Source organism: Candidatus Eisenbacteria bacterium (genome assembly GCA_020847735.1).
In the GTDB taxonomy this organism is placed as follows: Bacteria; Eisenbacteria; RBG-16-71-46; order RBG-16-71-46; family RBG-16-71-46; genus CAIXRL01.
This window is the reverse complement of the sequence record JADLBL010000021.1, coordinates 1-22,827: the sequence shown is the minus strand read 5'-3', so window position 1 is coordinate 22,827 and position 22,827 is coordinate 1. Positions and strand designations below refer to the sequence as shown.

Annotated in this window: 11 protein-coding genes; 4 read left to right on the top strand and 7 right to left on the bottom strand. The window is 70.0% G+C overall.

What is annotated here, in order from left to right; all coding sequences use genetic code 11:
• Positions 1–536 precede the first annotated feature (536 nt).
• Together IT347_10965 and IT347_10960 are read left to right on the top strand one after the other, a co-directional pair.
• A complete protein-coding gene (locus IT347_10965) occupies positions 537–2,705 on the top strand; it encodes a hypothetical protein (GenBank protein MCC6350096.1) in 2,169 nt (722 codons plus the stop codon).
• Positions 2,702–5,098, top strand: coding sequence for a hypothetical protein (locus IT347_10960; GenBank protein MCC6350095.1), 2,397 nt, complete (start codon positions 2,702–2,704; stop codon positions 5,096–5,098). Before IT347_10965 ends, IT347_10960 begins: the two co-directional genes overlap by 4 nt.
• A gap of 78 nt (positions 5,099–5,176) precedes the next feature.
• On the opposite strand, the gene IT347_10955 is transcribed toward IT347_10960, so the two are convergent.
• Positions 5,177–6,373, bottom strand: a complete 1,197-nt coding sequence (locus tag IT347_10955; protein ID MCC6350094.1) for a hypothetical protein — start codon at positions 6,371–6,373, stop codon at positions 5,177–5,179.
• Between the two features lie 263 nt (positions 6,374–6,636).
• On the opposite strand from IT347_10955, the gene IT347_10950 reads away from it, so the two are divergent.
• On the top strand, positions 6,637–7,413 hold the full coding sequence (locus tag IT347_10950) for a zinc ribbon domain-containing protein (protein MCC6350093.1): 777 nt from the start codon (positions 6,637–6,639) through the stop codon (positions 7,411–7,413).
• Between the two features lie 81 nt (positions 7,414–7,494).
• On the opposite strand, the gene IT347_10945 is transcribed toward IT347_10950, so the two are convergent.
• A complete protein-coding gene (locus tag IT347_10945) occupies positions 7,495–14,982 on the bottom strand; it encodes a S8 family serine peptidase (protein ID MCC6350092.1) in 7,488 nt (2,495 codons plus the stop codon).
• 1,329 nt (positions 14,983–16,311) lie between these two features.
• Here IT347_10945 and IT347_10940 point away from each other — a divergent pair.
• Positions 16,312–16,824, top strand: coding sequence for a helix-hairpin-helix domain-containing protein (locus tag IT347_10940; protein MCC6350091.1), 513 nt, complete (start codon positions 16,312–16,314; stop codon positions 16,822–16,824).
• A 313-nt stretch (positions 16,825–17,137) separates the two neighbouring features.
• Here IT347_10940 and IT347_10935 read toward each other — a convergent pair whose 3' ends face one another.
• The 5 genes from IT347_10935 to IT347_10915 are packed head-to-tail and all read right to left on the bottom strand — an operon-like array spanning position 17,138 to position 22,569.
• On the bottom strand, positions 17,138–18,571 hold the full coding sequence (locus tag IT347_10935; protein MCC6350090.1) for an FAD-binding oxidoreductase: 1,434 nt from the start codon (positions 18,569–18,571) through the stop codon (positions 17,138–17,140).
• Positions 18,568–19,347 (bottom strand): SDR family NAD(P)-dependent oxidoreductase, encoded by a 780-nt coding sequence (locus IT347_10930; GenBank protein MCC6350089.1) that lies wholly within the window; start codon positions 19,345–19,347, stop codon positions 18,568–18,570. The genes IT347_10935 and IT347_10930 overlap by 4 nt, the downstream gene beginning before the upstream one ends.
• 28 nt (positions 19,348–19,375) lie before the next feature.
• The gene (locus IT347_10925; GenBank protein ID MCC6350088.1) at positions 19,376–20,527 is read right to left on the bottom strand and encodes an acyl-CoA dehydrogenase family protein; all 1,152 of its coding nucleotides are present in this window, start codon (positions 20,525–20,527) and stop codon (positions 19,376–19,378) included.
• Between the two features lie 19 nt (positions 20,528–20,546).
• On the bottom strand, positions 20,547–20,930 hold the full coding sequence (locus tag IT347_10920) for a hypothetical protein (GenBank protein ID MCC6350087.1): 384 nt from the start codon (positions 20,928–20,930) through the stop codon (positions 20,547–20,549).
• A gap of 34 nt (positions 20,931–20,964) precedes the next feature.
• Entirely contained in the window at positions 20,965–22,569 is a 1,605-nt protein-coding gene (locus IT347_10915) for an acyl-CoA dehydrogenase family protein (GenBank protein ID MCC6350086.1), read from the bottom strand.
• Positions 22,570–22,827 lie beyond the last annotated feature (258 nt).

Sequence of the window (22,827 nt, the reverse complement as noted above, 5' to 3'; positions counted from 1 at the left end):
CCACGTCTTATGAAGTGCGCTACTGGGATGGCTCGATGAACGAACCGGGATGGTCCGGATACTATTTCGGTGCGTCGGGCTTCTGCACCGAGAACACGCAAGTGTGCGTGCAGATCGCGGACCTGGACGACTGTCACACCTGCTACTGGGCCGTTCGTGTGCACGGTTCGGGCGGATGGTCCGGGCTGAGCAACCAACCCGCCGCCGGGACCAAGTGCCCCCCGAGTTCGCAGGTCGTCGGATGTGACGACTAGGCGTGGGTGCAACCGCCAATCCTTTGATGCCGTGACTTAAGGTCGAAAGATCCGCCAGATCGCGCTGGCCCCTGACCGAGGGTCATCCACGGCTGAGGGTTGGGACCGCCGCGCACGGACACGTTCGGCGCGCAGCGGCGGGGTGGAGGACCCTCTCGGATGATCACGGGACTGTTCATGGCGCCACGTACTTGCCCCACGGTTCGTGGGCACCGCCCTCGACTTGGCGGACGTTCGAATGCGACGGTTGGGTGGCTCCTGCCGCTCGCGCTGAGCGCCTCCGTGGGCTGCGGAAGCGGCAGCTACCTGGGCGTTCCATTCCCCAACCAGCTCCCGACGGTCAGCGTCACCCAATACCCCTCCAATCAGCTCGATCCGTCCACCTATGTCTGCGAGATCCGCTGGTCCGGGCAGGACGCGGACGGAAGAGTGCTCGCGTTTCGCTACGCGATTGACCCGCCGGCCCAGTCCGGTTCCGACACGACCTGGATCGAGACCACCGCGAACCGCCAGACGTTCACCTTCGCCGCCGACAGCGTGGCGGCGGGGCTTGTTCCCACCGGGCGCCGCTACCACACATTCGTGGTCGTCGCCATGGACGACCGGGGCGCGCGGTCCGTGCCCGCACACGTTTCCTTCGACGCGACGACCATCGCGCCCAGCGTCCACATCACGAGCCCACGCCCCTCGACGCTGTTGCTGCGGCAGGTGTCGCCCGCCTTCCGGGTCACGTGGCAGGGCTCCGACCCCGATGGTGTGACCTCACATCTCCCGGCGCAGTACCGGTGGCGGCTCTTCAGCGAGAGTTCGACGCCGTCGCTCAACGCGATCCGGCAGAATCCGGACACGCTTCGAACCCTGTTTGCACCGCGTTTCGCGGGTTGGGATTCGCTGGGTGGAGCGGACACCTCGCTCGTGCTTCGCGATCTCACGCCGGGGCAGGCCTATCTCTTCGCGCTCGTCGCGATCGATCGAGCCGGGGCCTGGTCGCCGGTACTCTCCCTGGACGAGAACCTCCTGCAGTTCGACGTTGAAGCCGCTGCGACCTCCGGACCGCGCGTGACGTTGCGGACCGAATTCCTCAGCTACGAGTTCGCGAGTGGAGGCGTCATTCTCGACACGAGCGCGTGGCCCAACGTTGATTTCGCCTCAGGATCCCCCGTGAGCATCGGCTGGAGCGCGGTCTCACCGAGCGGCAGCCTCGTCCTCGATGCCCGCTGGGCCGTGGACCTCGCCTCGATTGACGACGAGTCGCCGCGCACCGACGAGAACCTGGATATTCACCACTGGAGTCGCTGGTCCACGTCCCGATCGTTCGACGTCCTGGGACTCGCGCCGCCCGCGGGATCCTCCTCCGCGACCTTTCGGTTCTACCTCGAGGTCCGGGACGATGCGGGGCAGGTGTCGCTGGTCGGCGCATTGGTCAATGTCGTCCGGCCCACATTCGCTCGCAGCCTGCTCATCGTGGACGACACCTTTCTCCGCGTGGACCGGGCCGGCGCAGGAGGATGTGCGCAGCCGCCCTCCCTGGCCTGGCCGACGGCCGCCGAGCTGGACACGTTCCTCTACGCGACCGGAGGCGTGCCGTGGAGATGCTATCCCGCCGGGACGCTCTCGAGCCCCGGACTGTTCGCGGGTTACGACTTCGACACGGTCGGCACCCACTTCAGCCGGCTCGACGACTTCGGCCTGTCCCTGCTGGGACGGTATCGAAACATCCTCTGGATCGTGGACGGGGAGAGCGCGACGAGCTTCGACGGCATCTTCAACACGAGCTACGAGCCCATGCCGCTGTTTCGCTTCGTCTCGCAACCGGGAGTGCAGAATCCGCTCATCTCGTGGATGCGGGCGGGCGGCCGCCTGTGGCTCATGGGAGGTGGAGCGGGCTACGCCTCGAACCGGGACTACAGCGTGATCGGCGACGCCCAGAACGTCTTCCGGAGCGACAACGGCGAGCTCGTCCCCGGCCGCTTCATGTCGAGCTACACGCACTGGCGCAGCGAGTTCACCACCTACCGGAGCTTCCAGGCGCGGCGTTCGAACCGGGCCGTGGGTGGCTGGCCTGGGGCGCCCGACTATTCCCAGCTGCCGCCGACCCTGCTTCAGAAGTCCCCCGCGACCGATCCCCTCCCGCCGCAGCGAACCGGACAGCAGTTCTACGCGACGCTCTTCTACTCGGAGTACTTGAGCAAGCCCAACATCGTGCGGGAGCATCTCCCGGGGCTGCCCGCCGATTCCCTCGCCTCGGCATTGGACACGCTCTACGAGACGGTCGGCGGGCAGTCGGGCACGGGCTTCCCGCTCATGACCGTCTACCACGGCAGTGAAAACTCCCAGGTGATCTTCTCGGGCTTTCCCCTGTGGTACTTCCGTCGCGATCAGGCCATTCAGGTCACGGACTTCGTCCTGCAGCGCATGTGGGGCCTGACGCGGAGGCCCATCCCCAGATGAGCCAGGCCCGGACGAGGTCGCAGGCCCGTGCGGCGCGCCAGGGACTCCTTCTGGCGGTTCTGCTGCTGATGGCTCGTCCGGCTCCGGCGGTCATGGATATCGAGAACCACGGCCCGCTCCTCCTTGCCGGGCGCTTCGCCATGCGCGTGAGCAATATCGGCGTCATCGGCAACCCGTGGTTCGGCGTCGGCCGCTCGTTCGATCCCTCCTTCGAGTTTCCGCGCGGATCCGGTCACGAACTGCTGGGCCGCGCGGAGTTGTGGGTCGCGGCGACGAAGCCGGACGGCGTCCGCCGTGTTTCAGGCGGCCCGATGTACGAGTGGCGCCCGACGCTGGATCCGACCGATCGAGTCAGGGGCGCGATGGCGGGCGAACCCGGGACGCGGTGGAACTACGACGACGACGGCGATGGCCGCGTGGACGAGGAGATTCTCAACGGCCGCGACGATGACGGCGATGGCCTCGTGGACGAGGACTTCGATCTGCCTTCGCAGCAACTCCTGACGGCGGAATACACGGACGACCAGCCCGAAGCCGTCCTGTACAGCTCGTCGGGCGAGCAGCATGTCCCCCTGGGACTCTCGGTGCACCAGGAGGCGTTCGCCTGGACCCAGGCAGACGCCGAGGACATCGCCGGCCTCCGGTTTGTGATTACGAACACCGGGGACCGGATGCTGACCGATCTACGCCTCGGGCTCTATGTGGATCTCGATTCGCGCGAGGCGGCGAGTCGGGGCGGACATCTGGATGACCGGGTCATGCGCCTGCCCTACGAGCTGTTGGTCCCCGAGGGAGTCGCAAACGCGAGGGCGGGTGGCGACAACTGGAAGACCTGCCTGACCCGACTGTCGGGAGAGGCGGTCGTCGTCGCTGATGACAACCCGGATTCCGGGCTTCCATGCGGCGCCGTCGTGCCTCTCACGCACACCACCGATCCACTCGCCCTTCTCAGGAACGAGGCGCTGCCGGGTGTGCGGGAAGCCCGGTCGCACGCCCGGGCTCCGGCGAAGGACACGACCTTCCGCACCTACGTGTTCGCCCAGGACATGCCGCCCGGCCAGGGCGGGCCCCCCGCGTTGGACGAGGGCCGCATCGAGGCCCTCGAGGGAAGCTGGCCGGTCATTCGCGAAGACGGAGTGCACGACTATGCCGTGCTGGTTTCGTGCGGTCCGTTCCCCTATCTCGCCCCGGGCGCAAGTGTCGAGTTCAGCGTCGCGCTCGTCGGGGCGTCGGTTCCAGACAGCATTCCGCGAGAGGCCGCGACGGCCCGGCTGCTGTCACGTGGAAGCCGCTACAACCTGAAGCCCGACGCGGCCGGGCGCGCCTGGTATCTCGGTGAGACGGGGATCACCGGACACGAGATGTGCTATGAACCGCCGCCGGGCATCACCTTCACCTACGACCCGAACTGCCCGGAGAAGTTCTACACGGACCCGCTCATCGAGCACGGCCCCGGATGGCTGGGCCCCGACAGCGTCGTCGCGGTGACCTACGCCGCGGGAACCTGCGTGTGGACCGACTTCGACTGCGATCTCTGCACCGGTTTCGACGGGACGGACACCGTCCGTCGCTGGACGATCGCGGGACCGACTCCTTCCCCGCCACGGTCCCGAATGGCGGCCGGCGATTCGCAGGTCACGATCGAATGGGACGACTCGCCGGAGAGCGCCCTCCGGGCGGGAATGACCGGGGATTCCACCTACTCCTTCAGCGGCTACAAGCTCTACCGGCTCGACGACTGGAGACGCGTGAGCCAGTTGCCACCGAGCGATCAGTGGCAGTGCATCGCCATCTACAAGGCCGACACGTCGGGCAGCGGCGGGCTGCCGCTCGCCGCGATCACGGACTCGTCACTGGCGCCGGACGGGGAAACGGGTGGCGTTCCCAGGCACCCGATCGGCCGCTATCGCGTGGTGGATCGAAATCTGCACAACGGGGCCGACTACAACTACGTCGTCACCTCCTTCGCGCGCGCGCACGCGCCCGCCGACTCGCTGCCCTCCCTGCTCGCCGAGCGCGAGAGCCCGTTCGTCCCGGACTACACCCGGCGCCTCGTTCCTCATGCGCTGGCCCGCCCGGGGCCGCCGCGCGCATGGGTCGTTCCGAACCCTTATCGGGGACATGCCGATTGGGATCGGACACCCGTGCCCGGCGACCCGTTCACCCGGCACCTCGATTTCATGGGCCTGCCGCGCGAACGTTGCACGATTCGTGTCTACACGGTCGCGGGGGATCTGGTCGCCTCGATGGATCACGACGGCACTCAGGGCGACGGCCAGGTCGCATGGAACCTGATCAGCCGAAACGGACAGGACGTCGCCTCCGGAATCTACCTGTTCACGGTGGACGGTCCCTCGGGCCACCAGGTCGGCCGGTTCGTGATCATCCGTTGAGTCGCGAAGGACGGGTACCGCTGACCGGTCTGTCGCTGGTCGCGACCTTCGAGCGCACTCGCACCGCCGGCCGCCGCCCTACGCCCGCCAGAACGCAACGACGATCTCCAGCACGATCAGCAGGACGATGACCAGCTCGAGCATCTCGGAGCGCCGGGCCTGCGACTCGCCGTTGAGCATGGTGTAGGCGTCGCGGACGATCGCCAGCTTTCCGGCGATGCCGGCGCGCCAGGTGCGGCCGCGGAAGATCTCGAGCGCGGCCGCGTAGATGCGGGCCAGGAACACGTCGTCGGTCATCTTGAGCGAGTTCTCGGTGCGCTCGACCAGCTCGGTGGCGTCGGCGACGCGCGCCTGCAGCGAGGCCAGCAGCCGGCTGTATCGGAAATCGAACAGCGGCAGACCGCGCCGCGCCTGCTCGATGCGGTCGTACATCCTCGGCAGCTCGCGGTCGAGCTGCGCGTCGTAGTAACGCAGCTCGAGCAGCTGGGCGTTCGCGAACTCGAGGACGTACTGCACGTCGGTGTCCTCGGGGACGGGCTCGACGACCAGCGCGGCGTTCCAGGTCAGCACCGCGAGGTCGTCCTCGAAGTAGGTGAAGCGCTGCGAGAGCAGGTCGCGTCGCGCACCGGCCGACAGCGGCCGCGTCTCACCGAGCAGCAGTCGCGCGACGTCCTCCTCGCGGAGCGCCTCGCTGCCGAGCCGGCCGCCGTCGGGGCCGCACAGGCGGTTGACGCGGAAGACGGCGTAGTCCTCGCTCACCGGCGAGTCCCCCGGCTTGGTGATCGCCGGGGCGATGCGGGCGACGAAACGCTCGCGCACGCGCAGGAACACCTCGCGCCACTGCGGCGCGTTCGCCAGCGCCGTGCCCGCGGCCACGTACTCGCGCCAGGGCGTCTCGGCGGGGAACGCCACCCGCGCCCGCAGCGACAGCACGCCGAAGTCGAACACGCGCACCGAGAAGTCGGCGGCGCACGGCGAGCCGGCGAGGCTCAGGGTCTCGGTCCCCAGCGCGGCGGTGACCGGAGGGTTGGGAATGTGGATCGCCTGCGCCTCGCCGCGCACCGGAAGCGGGCGCTCGGGCGCGCTCTCGGCCAGCAGCGCGAAGACACGGTCCAGATCGATCTCGTAGCCGAGATCGTAGAGCCGGTAGAGCACGACCTCGCCCTGCACGCGCAGGTCGGCGGGCGTCGGCGACGCGGCCGCGGCGGGCGCCGGCGGCGGGGCCGCGATCGGCGCCGAACGCGGCGTCGTCACGTCGGCCGTGGGCGCTGCCATGGGCCGAGGATCGCTCCCGGCTCGCGAGGTCGTGCGCTCGGAGTCGCTCATGCGCGCAGCATAGGCCAGGGAACCGGTGCGCCTGAAGGCCCGAACGGCCGGCGGCGCACGACCGGGCTGTTGGACCCGGCGCCGAGCCGATGGCCCGAATCCCGCGGCGTTCCGAACCCCCCATGAATCGCCCGCCCAGGCATGCCGATACCGGAGGTGCCGCGGGCGCTCCTGCCCCCCCCCGCGCCTCGCAGCCTGGAGGAAGCTCCGCCATGCTCTGCCCGAAGTGCCGGATGGAACAGGACGACCGCAACCTGCTGTGCGATTACTGCGGGCAGGTGTTTCGTCGCGCCGGCCTGGAAGGACCCATCGTCGGCAGCGTGCCGGTGGATCCCAGGTTCACCGTCTACGCGCCCGCGGGCACGGCGGCCTCGAGCTGGCTGCTGACCCGGCTCTTCACGCCGATGCCGGGAAGCTCGCGCCTGGCGCTCGCCGGGCGCGCGGCGCTGCTGCTGCTGCTCGCGGCCTGGGGAGCCCGGCTGTGGGCGTTCAGTCCCGAGAGCAACGGTGCCGGTCGCTCGCTGCTGCACCTCGTGAACCTGCCGTTCCACGAGGCGGGGCACGTGCTGTTCGCTCCATTCGGCGACTTCGTACGCGTCCTGGGCGGCACGCTCGCGCAGTTCCTGATGCCGCTCGTCTGCTGCCTCGTGCTGCTCTTCAAGACGCGCGACCCGTTCGGCGCGGGCGCCGCGTTGTGGTGGTTCGGCGAGAACTTCCTCGACATCGCCCCCTACATGGACGACGCCGGCACGGGCGAGCTGCCGCTGCTCGGCGGCAACACCGGCGAGAGCACGCCCTACGGATTCCACGACTGGGAGTACCTGCTGACCGAGTCCGGCCATCTGGGTCACGAGCACGAGCTGGCGCGCACGGCGCACGTGCTGGGCGTGATCGTCATGGCGGTCGCGATCCTGTGGATGGCGTACGTGCTCGTGCGCGCCTGGCGCGCCGAGGGCGAAAGTCGCAAGGTTCGCGGACGCTACCTCTGACGCTTCCGGCGCCGCCGAACGCACGTCGCCCCGGCGGATCCCTCCGCCGGGGCGACGCGCTTCAGCGTGAAAGACCCGGGATCACTTGAGCAGCACGAACCTCGACAGCAGCCGCTGGCCGCCGGCGTTCGCCTGCACGAAATACACGCCCGGCTGCGCCGGCGCGCCGGAAGCTCCGGAGCCGTCCCACGACAGCCGGTGCCAGCCCGCCGCGTACGTGCCGCCGGCGAGTTCGCGAACGAGCGCGCCCCGCACGTCGAAGACGCGAACCGAAGCGTGTCCCGCGACCGGCATGCCGAACTCGAGCAGCGCCTTCGCGGCCGGGTTGCGGCCGGCCAGACGCATCGAGAAGCGGTCGGGCGCCGGCCGGTCGTCCACATCGGTCGTGCCGTTCATGATCGCGAACAGGTTGGTGACCCGCGAGCCCATGACGCCCTCGTCGTCCCACGCCACCACTTCGAGCATCGCCTGGTCCGTGGCGTCCTCGGGCACGACCCAGCTGAAATCGCGCGAGGTGATCATGGTGTCTATCGGCGACCAGGTTTCGCCCGCGTCCGGCGAATACCAGAGTTCGAACCGCGTCGCGGTCGCCCCGGCCGGGTCCACGAGCTGCAGCGGCGCGATGGCCTGCGCGTTGATCGAGTTCGGCATCGGCTGATCCGGATTGGTGGCGTGCCATCCACCGCCCCAGCAGACGCGCGGCCTCAGGACACGCACCGAGTCCCAGCCCTGGAACCAGGACGTGTCGTCCACCCGGCCGATCATCTCGACCATCACCTTGTTGCCGTCCGGCAGCACGTCGAGCAGCGCCTGGCGGTTGAACTTGAACCAGGCCCACCAGCGCCAGCCGAACACCGGCTCGTTGCCGTCCTCGAAGCACTGCCAGAACCACGGATCCGCCGGAACGGTGCGCTGCAGCAGCAGGCTCGAGCGCACGATCTTGCGCGCGTCCATGCCCTGCGGCGCCCAGGCCTTGCCCAGCACCCAGCGGCCCCACGAGGCGCGGTTGAGGACGCCCGGCTCGATGCGAACCTTCGCCGCGACCACCCCGACGTGCAGATCCGCCGGCACCGACACCAGCGGCTCGTCGAGGTCGTTGCTCGCGACGCGCACCAGGCCCGAGTAGTCACCGTCGGCAAGACCCGTCGCGTCGAACGTGACCAGAACCGTGTCGCGTTCGCCCGCGGGCGTCGTGCCGCCCGGCGGCGAAACCGTCAGCCATCCCGGCCGGTTCGTCAGCCGCACGCGCAGGTTGTTCTTCACGTAGGCGGCGTTGTACACGACCTGCAGGCCGACGTCCCGGGTCGCGTTCTGGATGCCGACCGTGGCCTCGTCGAGCCGGTCGCCCTGCATGTCCAGGTACTGGAAATCAATCGTGCCGCTCGGATACAGCAGCACCTGGAACGTGTAGGGACCGCCCGAGGACAGATGCGGCACGGCCACGAACGAGACGATGAACTTCGTCCCGTCGTAGTGGTAGTAGGCGGCTCCCGAGCTGCTGAACGTCAGGTCGTCCCAGAAGGGGGCGATCAGGTTCTCGGGGCCGCTCGTGCCCCCGCTCGGCAGCGCGCTGTTCGAGTACGACGTCAGCGTGCTCGAGAACGACAGCCAGCCGTTCGTGCACACTCGGATCGAGTCGAACGACGAGCCGTAGAACGGGAACGAGAACGGCAGGTGGATCCAGCCGAGGTTCTGATCGTCGCCGGTGAACGCGATCGGCGTCCCGACGGCGCTGATGTCCTCCCAGCTGAACGCCGGCCCGAACGGGTCGTCGCTGTCCACCCAGCGGTAGCCGAACGCGTCCGGTCCGCCGTTGCCGAGGATGCCGGGGGCGCCGGCGTCGTTCTTGGCCGCCTCGGCGCTCGGGCTGGCGAGGCTCGCCGGCAGCGCCGAGAGCGCCTGCGCGGTCCAGTCGAGGTCGCTGCCGCCGGTGTTCACGATCACCAGCTTCTTCGTCGTCGTGAGCGCGGTGGGCCCGAGCGTCGTGGCCAGCGCCACCTTGAGGCTGTCGGGCGTCACGCCGATCTCCGGCGGAATGACGCCGACGCCCGTCAGCGGCACGGCGAGCGTGGCCGCGTCCGGATCGTTCGAAGCCACCAGCAGGTTGCCCGTGCACGGTGCGCACGCCGCGGTGGGCGTCCAGCGGACGGTCAGCGGCAGCGAGCCGTTCTGGCCGAGCGTGACCGGGAACGCGGGCGCGTCCGTGACCGCCCAGGTCGCGTTGTCGAGCGACAACCCGGTGATCGTCAGCGGGTCGCTGCCGACGTTGCGCAGCGACACGCTCCGGTCGGCGGTGAGCCCGACGTAGAGCGAACCGAAGTCGAGCGCCGCCGGCTGAGCCCCGATGTGCGGCGTGCCGACCGCCGTCAGGTGCGTCGGCACCAGCTTGACGCCCTCGTCCGGATCGTTGCTCGCGATCCGGATCGCGCCGTCGTACGTGCCGCCGAACAGTCCGTTGGTGTTGAAGTTCACGTTGAGCGCCGCCGAGCCGCCGGCGGGAATCGTGCCGGTGCTGGGCGAGACGGTCAGGTACTCGGGCAGCACCGAGAGCTGCACGGCGAGGCCGTCGTGCACGTAGGCGTCGTTGAAGACGACCGTGAGGCCGTCGTCACCGGCGCCGTTCTGGATGCCGACCGTCGCCTCGTTCAGCCGCGTGCCCTGCATGTCGAGGTACTGGTACACGATCCGGCCGCTCGGATAGAGGATGACCTGGAACGTGTACGGTCCGCCCGAGCCGTAGCGCGGCACGCCCACGTACGACAGGATGAAGCGCGTGCCGTCGCTGTAGCGCCACAGCCGGGTGGTGCTGCTGCCCGGATTAAGGTCGTCCCAGAACGGCGCGAGCAGGTTCTCCGGCGCCCCGCTCGCGGGCAGCGCGCTGTTCGAGAGGCTCGTCAACGTGCTCGTGAACGACAGCCAGCCGTTGCTGCAGACGTTCACGGTCGAGTAGGTGCTTCCGTAGAACGGGAAGCTGAAGCCGAGCGGAATGCCCGTCGCGTTGGCGTCGTCCCCGCTGCCGGGCAGCGTCACCGGCGTGCCGATCGTGGTGATGTCCACCCAGTCGAACGCCGGCCCGTCGGGGTCGTCGCTGTCCACCCAGCGGTAGCCGAACACGTCGGGACCGCCGCTGCCGAGAACGCCGGGCCGCGTGTCCGTCTCGTCCTTGCCGAGCTCGGTCCACTCGTAATGCGGGACCGAAGCCGCGGTGAGGAGCGCGCCGACCACGAAGTCGAGGTTGCTGCCGCCCAGGTTCTGGAGCGTGAGCGTCTGCGAGGCGGTGCCCGGAATGGGCAGCGTCTGCGCGAGCGACGCCGGTTGCGGGTCCACGTCCGGCGCGACGATTCCCGCGCCGTCGAGCGTCACGACCAGGTCCGGGGTGTCCGGGTCGTTGCTGCTGACCGTCAGTGTCGCCGGATGCGCGGCGGCGTCCGGCGGGTTGAAGGTGACGAACAGCAGCGCCTGCCCGAGCGGCGGCACGCTGAACGTGGACTGGTCCACGCCGTAGGCCGGATCGCTCGAGACGATGCCGCTCACGTTCAGCACGTCGGTGCCGACGTTCTGCACCTGCAGCTGGCGCAGCTTCGGGAAGCCGATGAACGTGTCGCCGAACGGGATCGTGTCCGGGTTCGTCGCGACGTCCGGCACGCCCGTCACGACCAGCGTGGCGGGAACGTTGATCATCGGCCGCACCGGGTCGTTGCCGGTCACGTGCACCTGGCCGTCGTACGTTCCGCCGAACAGGCCGGCGGCGTTGAAGCCGACCGTCAGGTCGAGGAAGTTGCCCGGCGTGATGCTGCCGCTCGGCGGACTCACGGTCAGGAAGCGGGCCGGCGGACGGAAGCGGATCGCCAGGTCGTTCTTCACGTACAGCGCGTTGTACACGACCTGCAGCCCGTCGTCCTTGGCGCCGTTTTGCATGCCGATCGTCGCGCTGTTCTTCGTCACGGCGTTCATCGCCAGGTACTGATAGACGACCTCGCCGGTCGGATAGAGGATCACCTCGAAGGTGTTGGGCGAGGCGCTGTCCCCCAGGCGCGAGACGCTCTGGTACTGGATGATCGTCCGCGTGCCGTCGTACTGATAGTAGGCGCGGCCGTTGGGCGAGGTGGTCGGCGAGAACGACAGGTCGTCCCAGAACACCGCCAGCAGGCTCGGCGGCGCGCCCGAGGCGGAGTTCGGCAGCGCGAGGTTGCTGTACGACGTCTGCGTGGCCGTCGCGTTCAGCGTGAGCCAGCCGTTCGAGCAGATGCGGAACGACGGGTAGTTCGCGCCGTAGTGCGGGAACGAGAACCCGATCGGGAACGGCCCGAGATTCTGGTCGTCACCGTTGAGCGGGATCGGCGTGCCCGTCGAGCTGATGTCCACCCACGAGAAGGTCGGGCCGCCCGGCTCGTCGCTGTCCTGGTACGTGTAGCCGAACACGTCCGGACCGCCGGCCCGGGCCGGCGCGGGGCCGAACTGCGTGTCGGTGCCGCCCTTGGGCACGTCCACGTTGTCGGCGTCGCCGTGCACCGTCACCGTGCCGCTCTGGCCGAGGATCTCGGCGGCGGCGGTGAAGTCGTAGTTGCTGCCGCCGTTGTTGGTCAGCCGCAGCGTCTGCGACGTGGCGGTGTTGGTGAGCAGCGCGACGTCGAACGAGTCCGGCGTCGCGGTCACGACCGGCGCCGGAACGGACTGGCCGACCACGTTGACGCTCAGGCTCGGCGTGTCCGGGTCGTTGCTCGCCACCGTGACCGTTCCGCTCAGCGTCCGCGTCGTCGCCGGGCTGAACGTCAGGACCACGTTGCGCGTCTGGTGCGGGTTCAGGGTGAACGAGGTCACGTCCGGCTGCACATCCGGATCGCTGCTCGTGATGCCGCTCACGATCAGCGCGTCGGTGCCCGGATTGTTGACCGACAGCGTCCGCGTCGGGTTGGCGCCGACGAAGAAGGTGCCGAAGTCCACGGTCGCCGGCGACAGGGCGATGTCCGGCGCGCCCAGCACATGCAACTGAGCCGGCAGCACGGTCGGGTTCTCGTCCGGGTCGTTGCTGTCGATCCGGATGTTGCCGTCGAAGATGCCGCCCTCGACGCCGAGCGCGTTGAAGACGACGTTCAGGTTCTGGCTCTGGCCGGCGGCGATGCGGCCCGCGGTCGGACTGACCGTGAGCCACTGGCGAAGCGGCAGGATGCGCACGGCCAGGCCGTCGGCGATGTAGTCGGTGTTGAACGCGGTGGTCAGCCCGATGCTCCGCGTTCCGTTCTGGATGCCGACGGTGGCGCCGTTGGCGGGCGCGCCGATGGTCTGGTACTGGAAGCGGATCTCGCCCGTCGCAAAGAGGATCACCTGGAACGTGTACGGCCCGCCGCTCTGGTAGTGCGGCACGCCGATCCACGAAACCACGAAGTGCGAGGCGTCGCCGTAGGTGTAGACGCGGTTCGTGCTCCCGAAGTCCATGTCGTCCCACATCGGCGCGACGAGATTGTCGGGCGCCCCGGCGTTCGGGAGCTGCTGGTTGTCGTACGCGGTGGCGCCGCTCGTGAACGACAGCCAGCCGTTGGTGCAGACGCGCAGGCTGTTGAACGTGCCGCCGTAGTACGGGAAGTCGAAGCCGATCGGCACCGCGGCCGAGGTGGCGTCGTCGCCCGAGAGCGTGAGCTGCGCGCCCGTGCCGGTGATGTCCTCCCACGCGAACGACGGCCCTCCGGGCTCGTTGCTGTCGATCCAGCGGTAGCCGAACCCGTCCGGTCCTCCGGTGCCGGTCGTCACGGGCTGGCCGACGCGGATGTCGTCGGCGCCCTTGGCGAGCGGCACGTACTCGAAGCGCACCGGCTGCGTGAACATCAGGTCGGGCGTCGGAATCGTGAAGTCGAGCGTGCCCTGCCCGACGTTGCTCAGCGTCAGCGTCTGCGTTTCGGCCGCGCCGGTCAGCAGCGTGGCCGCGAACGTGCCCGGCGAGGCGGCGAGGTCGGGGGCGCCGAGCGTCGTGCCCGTCGCCACGTTCGAAAGCGCTCCGGTGTTTCCGAACTCGTCGAGCGCCTTGAGCGCCACGTAGTAGGTGGTGCTGAACGCCAGGCCGCCGATCTCCCAGGCCTCCGCCCCGCCCGCCGGCTGCGGGTCGGGTCCCGCCACCGGCGTCGCGGCGGCGAAGTTGGCTTCGGTGATCGGCGAAGTGGACCAGCGCAGGTCGTACGCGGACGCGCGGCCGGTGCCGCCGTCGTCGCCGGTCGCCGTCCAGGTCAGCGACAGGTGGCTCGAACCGCTCCCCGTGACCGCGAGGTCGGAGACCGACCCCGGCTCGGTGGTGTCGGGATCGGCGATGGTGAGGAACGCGTTGAGCCGGCCGCCCGTCAGGCACTTGCCCGCGAGTTGCGGCTTGACGTCCGCCGCGTTCAGCACGAGCTGCTTGATGAACAGGTTGGTCGCGCTCGGGAAGCGGCCCATCGCCAGGCCGACGACGCCCGCGACGTGCGGCGTCGCCATCGAGGTGCCCGACAGCAACTGGTAGCCGCCGCCCGGCTGGCACGAAAGGATGTCCACTCCGGGCGCCGCGAGGTCCACGGTCGTCGCGCCGTAGTTCGAGAACGACGCGAGGTTGTCGTTGTGGTCCGTGGCCGCCACCGAAATGATGTACGGCGAGTCGTAGGATGCGGGGTACGACGGGCTCACGTCGGTGTTCGACGAGGCGTTGCCCGCGGCCGCGACGAACAGCTGGCCGGTGGCGCCCGCCTGGTTGATGACGTCGAGCAGCGCCTGCGAGAAGCCTCCGCCGCCCCACGAGTTGCTCGTCAGCCGGCAGCCCACGGCGATCGCGTACTGGACGCCGGCGATGGCGCCGGCCGTGGAGCCGGACCCGCCCGCGTTGAGGAACTTGATGGCGATGACCTTCGCGTGCCAGTTGACGCCGGCCACGCCGACGTTGTTGTCGCCGACGCCGGCGATGGTGCCCGCGCAGTGCGAGCCGTGGCCGTTGTCGTCGAACGGATCGCCGTCGTTGTTGGAGAAGTCGTAGCCGTGGACGTCGTCCACGTAGCCGTTGCCGTCGTCGTCGAGGCTGTTGCCGGGAATCTCGCCCGGGTTCGTCCAGACGTTGGCGGCGAGATCGGGGTGGTTGTAGTCCACGCCCGTGTCGATGATGCCGATCTTGATGTTCGGGTCGCCGGTGAAGACGTCCCAGGCGTTGGTCGCCTTGATGTCGGCCCCGGGCGTTCCGCCGGTCTGTCCGGTGTTGCGCATGCCGTAGAGCTCGGGGAAGCGCGGATCGTTCGGGACCGCGTCGAGATGGATTTCGTAGTTGGGCTCGATGTACTCGACGCTGGGATCGAGCGAGTAGCGCCGCAGGGCCTCTTCGGTCGAGATCCCGCTCAGCTTCACGTAGTCCATGTTGAAGCGCGGGAACGCGCGCAGGCGGCTGGCGCCGAGTCGTGACAGGTAGGCCGCGCGCGCGGTGGGTGTGGCGCCGCTCTTGTAGCGGATGATCAACTCACCCGGAATCGCCCGCGGGGGGGCGGCGGACGCCAGGGCAGGCAGCGCGAGGATCAGCGCTGCGGCGAACGTGAGGATGCGTGAATACCACGATCGCTGGGACATGGTCAGCCTCCAGTGGGCTGGGGAAGCGCCGAGTCGGCGGCGCCGTTTACCGGAGCGTGAACATGGTCTGCTGCTCGTCTTCTTCCGTGGTTCGAACTCGGAATGCCGGTGGGGAACCTCCGCGAAGGCTGAAGTGCGCCGCGCGCGAAAAGCTGCGACAAGGCGGCCAGAAGACTCCCGACGCGCGGGCAGCGTCAATGAAAAGTTATGGGTTGCTCCGTCATTCTCGAAGAAAGATTGCCACCTTGGCCGTCGAGTAACGCGGTGCAAAACCTTGTATGCGAACGGCGAAGATCCGGCGGTCGAACGATGCCGCATCCATGGCGGCGCGAAGGGTCTGACGCATTCCCGGGTGGCGCACGGCGCGTCGGCCGGCGGAAGTTCGGAGTGACGGAGGTCTCCCCGCGGCGGAGGGCGGCGCTTCCGCATGAGCTGATGAAATGCGGGATCGCGGCGCGACAGGATCTCAATCGCTTGACGGTGATTTCACGCCGCCGTGTGGATTCCCGCGCACTTGGCTCCGCGGTCGGATCGAGCATCTGCACCGCAGCACCGCGCCGCGTTGACCCGTCGATCCTGTGGGCCGACCACCGGCGCGGAGAGTGCACCCGGAGGCTCGGCGTTTCCGTGGGTTCGATGCGCTCCATGATCCGGCCGCTGGTTCTGGCCGCCTTCGCGCTCGGCGTCACCGCCGGCGGCGCGTTCGCGCACGACGTGCGCGCAGGGCGACCCGCGCACGCGGCGATCACCGCCCGCTCCACGACGCACGTGCGCGCCTCCTCGCGCCCGCACCGCCGTGCCGCGCACGGCGCGCACCACGCCGCCGTCCGGCACGCGACGCAACCCGCCCGCACCGGTGCCGGCGGACCGCTGCGCCACCTGCCGCACCGCCCGCGCACGCGTGCGGCTCGCGCCTCGCATGCGCCGCACCGCGACGGCCCGCGCTCCGCGGTTCTCGGAGTGTTTCGCGTTCCGCTCGATCCGCCGCTCGTCGGCGCGCTCGCATGGGAGGCCGGCAACGGCTTCGCTTCCGTGATATCGCTGCGTGAGGCCGGCCGCGGCCCGCCGCGCGCGAGCCCCGACGCGAAATCCACCCCCTCCCTCTTCGCGCGCCTTCGGCCCACCTCCGCGCGCCCGCCACACCTTCCCATTCCACAGACTCTCGCGATCGAACGCCCGGCCACGGCCCAGGGCCGCCGCCTGCGCGCGCGCCGCCGCCGGCGCCACCGCGGTCGCTTTCCTTTCCCTGGTGTGCGACCGCACACCTCGACTCCGCGCCCGGGGGGAGCGCAGGAGCCTTCCGTGAGTCCCCCATCCGGAGGTTTCACCATGCTTCGTCGTTCGTGGTCTGTCGCGTCGGCGCTTGGCGCCCTGGTCCTGATCGGTTCGTTTGCCTCGCTCGCGAGCGCGACCCCCGCGAGCCCCATGCCGGCGAAGGCGACGGCTTCCAAGGTCGCGTCCACTTCGGCGACCGCGGCCAGGACCGCTCCAGCGGTTGCGGCCGGCGAGCACGCGAAGACCGCCAGCGCCACCGCCGCCAAGGCCGCGCCGGCCAGGGCCGACCGGCTGGACATCAACACCGCGAGCAAGGAGGAGCTCGAGAAGGTTCCCGGCATCGGCGAGGCGATCGCCGCCAAGATCGTCGCGGGCCGGCCGTTCAAGGCGAAGCGCGAGCTGCTTTCGCGCGGCCTCGTGAACCGCGGCGAGTACGCCAAGCTCGCGCCGCACGTGATCGCGAAGCAGGCGGCCGGCGAGGTGTCGAAGTCGGCTCCGGCCGAGGGTGCGAAGCAGGCGCCGGCCGAGGGCTCGAAGCAGGCGCCGAGCCAGGGCTCGAAGAAGTAACGCGGCCGAAGGTCGCCGGACTTCGCCCGCCGGAAGCGGCGGACGCACCCGCTGCCACGGGGATCCCCTCCCCGCGTGCGGGCGGGAGCCCGGCGGACGCGGCGGTCGGACAGTGACAAGGGCGGAGGAAGCAGCCGGTCCTCCTCCCCGGGGGCGGTCGAGCGGGGGAGCTCACCGCCCCCATTTTCTGTCGCGTCGGGAGGACACGAAGCGAGAGTCATCGCGGCTCGGCCCCGCCGAGGCCGTCGGACCCGGCGCGCGGACGCCGCGGGCCGGGTGTCGCGAAGACACCGTCGCGCGGCGCGGCTCCGGCTCAGTCGTTCGCGACGATGCCGAGCCGGCGCGCGAGATTGCTCGCGAACAGCCCTTCCGGGTCCACGGCCTGCTTGAGTGCGCGGAAGCGCCCGAGCCGCTCGCCGTAGCCGCGCGCGAACTGCGCCGCGTCGAGCACCGAGTCCTTCGCGGCGTAGAAGCGCCCGCCTGCCTCGTGCACGAGGTCGGTCAGCTCGCCGAGCAGCGCGCGCAGCGGCGCGGGGTCCTTCGGCAGCTTGAAGTCCAGCGCCAGCGACCAGCCGTCGAGTCCGTGCGAGAGCAGATACTCGTCCGGCCGGTGGCGCTTGAAGACGCCGAGGTAGGAAACGAGCCCGCGCCTGCGGCAACGCTCGAGCACCTCCGCCAGCGTCGCCCGCGCGGTCGCGTCGGGCACGAACACCTGGTACTGCAGGAAGCCGTGCTCGCCGTAGGCCAGGCGCCAGTTCGGCACGTAGTCGAGCAGGAACGCGAACGCCACGTGCGGCTCGAGGAAACTGCCGTCGCCGCCGGGGTGCTCGGGCAGCAGGTATTTCGCGGCGTTGACCATCCGCATGCCGGCGTCGTTGGTGAAGAACTTCATGAACCGCCACACGAGCGAGCGCGGCACGCCCATGATGCTCGGCGGCAGCTCCTGGTGTTCGGCCCCGAACAACCGCGTGCCGGCCGGGTCCTCGGCGGCGGTGAGGTAGTTCGCCTGGTGCACGAGCCCGCGACCGAGCGAGCCCCCGCCCGCGAAGCAGTCCACCCAGCCGACGAGGTAGTCGGCGCTCGCGAGGCGCGCCTCGAAGCAGTCGAACATCGCCGCCAGCGATGGTGTCCGGATGGGAACGACGCGCAGCCGGGCACTCTCGACCCTGCGGAGCTGCACGCGGACGCGCGTCACCGCGCCGAGCAGGCCGAGCCCGGCGATCACCGCGCGGAACAGCTCCGGTTCGCGCTCGCGCGAGAGCGTCTTCACCTCGCCGGTCGCGGTCATCAGGTCCAGCTCCAGCACGTGGTCGCCGAACGGACCGGCCTTGAAGCAGTTCTTGCCGTGGACGTTCATCGCCACGCAGCCGCCCAGCGTCGGGAACATCGTGCCCGGCACGACGTGCGGCCACCAGCCGTGCGGCAGGCCGGTGCGCCACAGCTGCTCGATGGTCACGCCGCCCTGCGCTTCGATCCGTCCGCTCGCGGGATCGAACGCCAGCACGCGCGAAAGCCCGCGCTGGTCCACCACCAGCTGGCCGTCGTTGAGCGCCGCGTCGCCGTAGCTGCGGCCCGCGCCGCGGAAGGCGACCGTGAGCCCTTCCTCGCGCGCCGCCCGCAGGACGCTTGCCAGTTCTTCGACGCTTCCCGGCTGCACGCAGCGCGAGGCGCTGCGCAGCGAGTTACCGAAGCCGTCGAGCACCCGCCACGGCGCCGAAGCGCGCAGCGAACGCGGGCGTGTCGTCACAGGTCGAGCTTCCGGAACAGGAACGATGGGATGTGGCGGAGCACGAACGCCACGAGTCCCCAGCGGCCGGGCACGAACGTCGAGGGGCTGCCGCCGCGACGCGCCGCCTCGAGGATGAGATCGGCCGCCCGCTCCGCCGAAATGATCATGGGTTTTCGGGCGAGGTGCCGGGTCATCACGGTGTCCACGAAGCCGGGCTTCACGGTCACCACGTTGACGCCGTGGCGCGAGACGCGATTCCGCAGCGCCTCCAGCCAGGCGGTGAGCGCGGCCTTGGAGGTCGTGTAGCCGGGCATCGAGCGCCGTCCCCGCTCGCCGGCGATGCTCGAGATGCCGACGATCGTGCCGCCGCGGCGCGCTTCGAACCGGGCCGCGGCCAGGTTCAGCCACGCCATCGCGCCCAGCAGGTTGACCTCGATCATCGCGCGGTCCTTCGCGAAGTCGTACTCGCCCTCCTCAGGCACGTGCATGATTCCGGCCGCGTACACGATCAGGTCGAGTCCGCCGAGTTCGGAGACCAGCCGCTCGAACGTCGCGGGAACTTCGGCGTAATCGGTCACGTCGTGGCGGGCGACGAGCGCACGACCGCCGGCGGTGCGGATCGCCCTGGCGACCGACTCGAGCTCGGCCTCGCGGCGGCCGACGAGCGCCACGGCCGTGCCGCCCGCCGCGAGGCGGCGCGCGATGGCCGCGCCGATGCCGCTCGAGGCGCCGACCACGATGGCCCGCCCGAAGCGGCCGGGGCGGGCGGAGGGCGAAGTCGCGGCGGCGGTCATGCGTTCTGGGCGCGGTCCGGTCGCGGACTCAGACCGCCACGCCGTCCTTGAGCACGCTGCGCGCGATGACCAGCCGCTGGATCTCGGAGGTGCCCTCGTAGATCTCCATCACGCGCGCGTCCCGGTAGTAGCGCTCGACCGCGTACTCCTTCACGTAGCCGTAGCCGCCGTGCACCTGGATCGCCTGGTGCGTCACCCAGGTCGCCGCCTCGCTCGCGTACAGCTTGGCCATGGAGGCGGCGCGCGTGTACGACCGGCCCGTGTCGCGCAGCCACGCCGCCTTGCGCAGCAGCAGCCGCGCGCACTGCACGCGGCGCTCCATTTCGGCGAGCTTGAACTGCACGGACTGGATCCTCGCGATCGGGCCGCCGAACGCCCGGCGCTGCTGCGCGTACTTCACGGCCTCCTCGAAGGCGGCCGTCATCACCCCGAGCGCCTGCGCGGCGACGCCGATCCGGCCGGCGTCGAGCATGCTCATCGCGATCTTGAAACCGTCCCCTTCGGCGCCGAGCAACTGGTCGGCCGGAACGTGCAGGTGGTCGAGCGCGAGCGCCACCGTCTCGGAGCCGCGCAGGCCCATCTTGTTCTCGGGCTTGCCGATCACCAGACCAGGCGCGCCCCTCTCGACGATGAACGCCGAGATGCCCTTGTTGCCCGCCGCCTTGTCGGTGCGCGCGAAGATCAGGTAGACGCCCGCGTTGATGCCGTTCGTGACCCAGTTCTTGGCGCCGTTCAGCAGGTAGCCGTCGCCATCGCGCACCGCCGTCGCCTCGAGCGCGCCGGCGTCGGAACCGGCCGCGGGCTCCGAGAGCGAGAACGCGCCGAGCTCGCGGCTCACGAGCCGCGGCAGGAAGCGGCGGCGCTGCGCGTCGTTGCCGAAGCTGAACACCGGCAGGGCGCCGACCGAGTTGTGCACCGCGATCATGATCGCGAGTGCCGCCGAGACACGCGCGATCTCTTCGAGCACGATGACGATGGTGCGCGCGTCGTAGCCCACGCCGCCCCATTCCTCGGGGATCGCCATGCCCAGGAAACCCTGCTCGGCCAGTTTCTCGATCGCCGAGTGCGGCACGCCCTGCTCGGCGTCCCACGCCGCCGCGTGCGGGGCGAACTCCGAGCGGCACAGCTCGCGCACCGCGTCGCGGATCTGGATCTGCTCTTCGGTCAGGTCGAGGTTCACGTCGTCCCTTCGCGCGGCCTCAGGCCGGCCGGTGCTGTTCCGTTTCGCGGAAGACCGTGAGGCAGATCAGTCCGACCACGCCCATGAACGCCGGTCCCGGACCCAGCAGCAGCGAGCCCGCCGCCGCGAGCAGAGCCAGCGGCCACGCCCTGCCCTCGCCGAACCACAGGCCCGGCACCGAGGCCAGCCACGCCAGGCCGATGCCCGCCTTGAGCAGGTTGGGCACCCAGATCGGCAGCCCCACCTTGACGAGCATGTCCACGAACGGCCCCTGCTGGCCCATCTGTTCGAAGGCGTGCGCCGTGACCCACGGATAAAGACCCTGGAAGACCGACGTCAGGCCCGGATAGAGGGCGCACAGCGTGAGGATCACCAGCGCGATGGGGCGAACGGGACGCTTCATGCCTTGGAACCTCCTCGAGGATTGGACGCCGGGCTCAGGACAGCGCGTGCTCCTTCAGCACCTGGCCGGCCACCACCATCTTCTGCACTTCGGTGGTGCCTTCGTAGATTTCGCAGATCTTCGCGTCGCGCAGGTAGCGCTCGACGTGGTACTCGGTCATGTAGCCGTAGCCGCCGTGCACCTGCACGGCGAGGTTCGCGCAGCGCGAGGCCGCCTCCGAGGCGTGCCACTTGGCGAGCGAGGCCTCCTTCACGTGCGGCCGGCCCTGGTCGCGCAGCCACGCGGACTGGTACACCAGCAGCCGCGCCGTCTCGAGCTCGACCGCGGAGTCCGCGAGCATCTGCCGGATCGCGTCGAACTCGCCGATCTTGCGGTCGAACTGCTCGCGCGTGTTCGCGTAGGCGACCGCCGCCTCGACGCACGCCTGCGCGATGCCCAGCGCCTGCGCGGCGATGCCGATGCGGCCGCCGCCCAGCGTCGCCAGCGCCACCGAGTAGCCCTTGTTGAGCTCGCCGAACAGGCAGTCCTTCGGAATGCGGGCGTTCTCGTAGTAGATCTCGCGCGTGTCCGAGGCGTGAATGCCGAGCTTGTGCTCCTTCTTGCCCTTGCGCACGCCCGGCACCTTCGCGTCCACGATGAACGCCGAGATGCCCTTGGGGCCCGCGGCCCGGTCGGTCGCCGCGTAGGTGATCAGCACGTCGGCCGGCCCCGCGTTGGTGATGAAGATTTTCGAGCCGTTCAGCACCCACTCGTCGCCGTCGAGCACCGCGGTCGTCTGCTGATTCGCCGCGTTGCTGCCCGCGTTCGGCTCGGTCAGGCAGTACGCGCCCAGCAGCTCGCCCTTCGCGAGCGGCTCGAGCCAGCGCTTCTTCTGCTCGTGGCTCGCGTAGGTCATGAGCGGGTAGCAGACGAGCGAGTTGTTGACGGAGGCGATGACGCCGTGGCTCGCGCACACGCGCGAGAGTTCCTCGATCGCGACCACGTAGGCCTGGTAGGTCATGCCCGCGCCGCCGTACTCCTCGGGCACGAACATGCCGAGCAGCCCGAGTTCCGCCAGCTTCCTGACGTTCTCGGTCGGAAACTCGTGGGTCTCGTCGATCCGCGCCGCGATCGGGCGGATCTCGCTCTCGGCGAAATCCCTCACCATCTCGCGGACCTGCAGGGCCTCCTCGCTCAGCTCGAACGAGAGGCCGGCGGACGTGGCCGTTTCCGTGGGCACCTGTGGGGCTCTCCCGCCCTCGCGGTGGAGGGCCTCGGGGTTGGTCGCGCTCCGCGCGGCGCGTGCCACGGCGGGAGCGGCCGCCTCCGCGGAGCGGGTCGCATATTGCCTCCGAAACGTCGCGCTGGCAATGCGCAGGACCGGACCGCGCGGGCGACCGCGGTGGGTGCGTCGTCGGCTCCGGCTGGCGCTCGGCGGTGGCGCGGAGAGCGGGGCATGGGGGTGGGGCGTGAGGTGTGTGCTTGAAGCGCTGGCGCGACGGTCCGCGGTGTGGCGGGCGGCTCGCGTGGTGGGCGCGAAGCTGCTGGTCGAAGCGCTGGCGCCTGGGCGCGGTGTCGCGGTCGGCGCGCGAGGCGGGCGCGAAGCTTCTGCTCGAGGCGCTGGCGCGAGCGGGGCGCGGCGCCCGACGCGCGAAGGCATCGCGAAGTTTCCGCTTGACGCGTTTGCGCGCGGGCGCGCCGCCCTGCGGTCAGCTCGCTCAGCAAGATGCGCGCTGGCGAACACCGCCCGTCCAAGCCCGCACGACGCGCCCGCGGACTGGATTCTTGCGGCCGCCCGCCCGTTGGCCCGCGAGGCGCGATCCCTGGGGCGCGAAATCGCGCGTGCTTCAATCCCTCGCGCCCCGCGAATGGACCCGCCCCCGAAGGTGGTGTCCGATGCGCCGGTTCCAGTATGGGG